Origin of the sequence: Kitasatospora sp. NPDC059577 (genome assembly GCF_042735475.1) — a bacterium.
Taxonomy (GTDB): domain Bacteria; phylum Actinomycetota; class Actinomycetes; order Streptomycetales; family Streptomycetaceae; genus Kitasatospora.
On sequence record NZ_JBHWBZ010000117.1, the window covers coordinates 2,536 to 6,258 of the forward strand.

Genomic DNA, 3,723 nt, shown 5'->3' on the forward strand with positions numbered 1-3,723 from the left:
AACAGATTGACATCTTCTGGACCGGCCGCGACGGCGCGGTCAACTCTCACTTCTACAGCGAGCAAGAACCCTGGCACGAACACAACCCATTCGTGCTGATTCCCGGCCACGAGCCGTTGGCGGCAACCCCCGGCAGTGCAATAGCGGCAGTGAGCCGAAGCGCCGACAAGATTGACATCTTCTGGACCGGCCGCGACGGCGCGGTCAACTCTCACTTCTACAGCGAGCAAGAACCCTGGCACGAACACAACCCATTCGTGCTGGTCGGCGGTGGGTCACCCCTCGCCGCAGCGGCTGGGAGTGCCGTCGCGAGTGTCAGCCGCGGGCACGGAATGATCGACTTGTTCTGGGCCAGTCGCGCCGGTGCTGTCAATTCGCTGTGGTGGACCGAGGCCGATGGGTGGGGTCCCAACCATCGGACCGCATTCGGGCTGGCTGGCGGGGGCCGCTGGTACCCCACCCTTATCACGCTCGCCGACGGTCGCGTCCTAGCTGTCGGCGGGCACCCAGCCCGCACCGACAGCCGACACTGGAACAACACACCGGAAATCTACGACCCGGCCCGCGACGCTTGGACGATCCACCCAGCTCTCGGTGATCTATCGGCATTCGTTCAATACCCTCGGATGCATGTGCTGCCCGATGGCAAAGTGTTCTGTGCCACACCGCTGGACAGCGTGGCGGAGGGTCAGCTCGGCTTCAGCATCACGTACGACCCCGACACCGAAGAGTCCTCTCAGGTCGCAGCCCTTGGCGATCCGGACTACCTGGCGCTGGCCATCGCCAGCAGCATTGACACTACCTCCGTCCTGCTGCCACTGCGGCCGTCGAAGAACCACGAGCCGAGCGTGTTGCTCTGTGGAGGCGCGACACCGCGACGTATCGACCTCGCCGATGAGAGGCCGGCATGGAGGACAACCGGTCCGCGGCCGCTGAATGGGCCAAGGTACAACCTCAATGCTGTGCTGCTCCCCACCAGCGAGGTCTTCGTCAGCGGCGGTGTCGCCAACAAGGCGGATGACACCACCACGGTCCGGACCGCTGAGATGTACCACCCCGATAGCAACACCTGGGACCGGCTGCAGGACGCGGCGGTCGTCCGCAACTACCACTCGGTGGCGCTGCTGACCCCTGATGGGGCAGTGTGGACTGCTGGCTCGAACGTGAACGGCGACCCCAGTGGAGCTGATCACGACACCCGTGAACTCCATATTGAAATCTACCAACCGTGGTACTTCGACCAGCAGCGACCACAACTCATCTCCGTCCCGGAGCGCATGGCCTACGCGCAGGGGCCGAAGGACGCGATCACGGTCGAGGTAGCACAGGCCAGCGCCATCGGGGAGGTCGCAGTCATTCGCACCTCATCGACCACGCATGCGTTCAGCTCGGACCAGCGCTACGTAGAGCTGGTATTCAGCGTCGCTGACGCCCAGCACCTACACGTCATTCCACCTCCGTCGGGTGGGGTCGCTCCCCCCGGCGTGTACCTGATGTTCGTTCTCGACGGGGCTCGCGTCCCCTCCATTGGCAGGTTCATCACCGTCGGCTGAGCGCTGGCTACAGTAACCTCCCCGGCTGGCCTGTCGCAGGCAGCCAGCGACGCGCTCGTTGTCGCGCTCACATTGAACCTCTTCAGCGTTGCTCTCCAGGCTGAGAACGGCCTTGGCTGCTGACGTCAGACGGTCCGGGGCCGCAGGCGTGGTGGAAGATGCGCGACGATGGGTCATCCGGGCGGCCGGTGCTGAGGTGCGTCCGGCGGGTGATGGCGAGGGTGCGCCACCGGTCGCGGACAGCGTCTTGGCAGTCGAACCAGCGTGCCGGTGAGGGGTGGGCCAGTGGCTGGCCGGCCATGAAGTGCGCGATATCGGTGTAGTAGGCGTAGTCGCGGTCGCGGGTGAGCTGGTCCAGGGCCCGGATAGCGCCTGCGAAGGCGGGGGCCTCGTCGAGGACGGCGTGGTGGAAGCACACGGCCAGGACGTGGATGGCCTGGGCGCGCGCACGCCCGCGGTCCGGATCTCCGCGTCGAGGATGCTCGCGCGCTCCAGAAAGTCGCTGCCGGGGGTGCCCGCGTCGCGGATCAGGGCGGCGATGCGGGTGGTGAGTGTGGTGGCGCGCAGGGCCAGCCCGGTGCCGGAGGCGAGACCGCGCCGTACGGTGCCGCTCAACCGGCGGCCGGCCCGGCCGGGCGGTCGGCGCTGTTGGTGGTGTCGTCGTCGTTTGTGCCGCCCAGGTCCTCGACCACGTCCGGGTTCAGCTCGGCGGCGATGCGGTGCAGGTGCTCCCACTGCTCGGTGTTCAGGCCGAGCGTGGGGTCGTCGGCCACTCGCAGCAGGGCGGCGGCCGCGATGCCGGGCCCGGCGACGGCGACCGCGTTGCGCAGGGCGATCTCGAATGACTCGGCCGCGCCGGCGAACACCCTCCGGTAGGCGAGGCGGTCGAGCGGATCGCCGTGCTCGTGGCCGAGAGTCCGGGGCTTGCGGACGGGCAGGACGCGGGCGTCACCGGCGGCGGTGGCGAGGCGGCCAGCCTCGGTGGCGCAGGCCAGCTCACTGGCGAGCACGGTGAGCTCGCGCTTCAGGTCGCCGAGCACGCAGGACGGCAGAGCCGCGGCGAGCGGGCACACCGCCACCAGGGCGGCCCGCTCGCCGCCGTGGAGCTCGGCAGAGTGCCGATGGTGTGTGAGGCGCCGAGCACCACGCCCGCCGCCAGGGTGTAGCGCAGCTCCTCGGTCAGCAGGCCCTCGCTGCGGGGATGATCTCGCGGCTGCTCGCCCGGGTGATCGCCTCGGCCACGCGCTCCAACGCCCGGGCGTGCCCCTCCTCGCACTGACGGCCGGCCAGCTCACGTACCCACCGGGCCGCTTCCTCCCCGGCGTCGGCGCCCCGGTGCAGCGCCGCCGGCCCGGCCGCGCGCTGCACCTGCTTCTCGAAGGCCTCGGCCCCGTCGAGGTCTGGGGTGTGGAGCGGCAGCGGGACGGGAGGCGAGGTCGTCATACCAGTGCAACCGCGAGCGGGACCGGACGGTCACGGGCGCAGTAGGGGCGACCTTGCTGCGCAGAGGCCGCTGCGCACGCGCACCGCGCGGGACAACCTGCTGCGCGGCGGGGACAACCTGCGTGTGCGCGGCACGCTGCGCGGGACAACAAGCGGGACAACATGGCCGGCGATCGCGTGCGGGTGTGGGACAACCCGCACGCGGGCGGCCGGTACGGAATCCGGAGCGGTGCGAAATTCCCGGCAGCGACCACCGCCGGAGAGGGTGAGGCAAAGCGCCCCGGGATGAAATTCGGCCACCGGGCCTGGTTGCGATCACGCCATGGAAAGCGAACCGGTGCGAAATGACGGCGGTGAGGCGGCGCTGTTCGAGCTGGACGGGGACCAGGTCGAGGGCGCGCGCTGTGATTGGGCGTTTCGTCCCTGGTTTCGGGGGTCAGGTTCCGCGCCAGGTCGGGGTGGATTCTCCGGTGAGTCGGCGGGTCATGAGGCCGATCATCGCGACGTGGACCATGGCTTCGGAGCGGGCCGGGAGGGCTTCGTAGTCGCGGGCGAGGCGGCGGTGGTTCATGAGCCAGCCGAAGGTCCGCTCTACGACCCAGCGACGGGGCTGGACGGCGAACCCTTTGGTTGCGGGGTCGCGGCGGACGATCTCGACGTCGATGCCCAGGGTGGCGCCGTGTTCGACGACGGCATTCTTGTAGCCCATGTCGGCCCGGGCCTTGCG

The 3,723-nt window shown here is 69.2% G+C and carries 4 protein-coding genes; 1 reads left to right on the plus strand and 3 read right to left on the minus strand.

The genetic code is table 11. The features are described 5' to 3' along the window. A partial coding sequence (locus ACFV0O_RS40935; protein ID WP_380349994.1) for a galactose oxidase-like domain-containing protein occupies positions 1 to 1,553 on the plus strand: 1,553 nt, incomplete at its 5' end. 611 nt (positions 1,554 to 2,164) lie between these two features. Here the strand turns inward: ACFV0O_RS40935 and ACFV0O_RS40940 are convergent. The 3 genes from ACFV0O_RS40940 to ACFV0O_RS40950 all read right to left on the minus strand — a co-directional run. Continuing rightward, positions 2,165 to 2,626 (minus strand): hypothetical protein, encoded by a 462-nt coding sequence (locus ACFV0O_RS40940; protein WP_380349997.1) that lies wholly within the window; start codon positions 2,624 to 2,626, stop codon positions 2,165 to 2,167. Positions 2,627 to 2,732: 106 nt separating this feature from the next. Then, on the minus strand, positions 2,733 to 2,996 hold the full coding sequence (locus ACFV0O_RS40945) for a hypothetical protein (RefSeq protein ID WP_380350000.1): 264 nt from the start codon (positions 2,994 to 2,996) through the stop codon (positions 2,733 to 2,735). A gap of 436 nt (positions 2,997 to 3,432) precedes the next feature. Continuing rightward, positions 3,433 to 3,723, minus strand: a 291-nt coding sequence (locus ACFV0O_RS40950; protein WP_380350003.1) for a transposase, incomplete at its 5' end; no start/stop codon positions are given.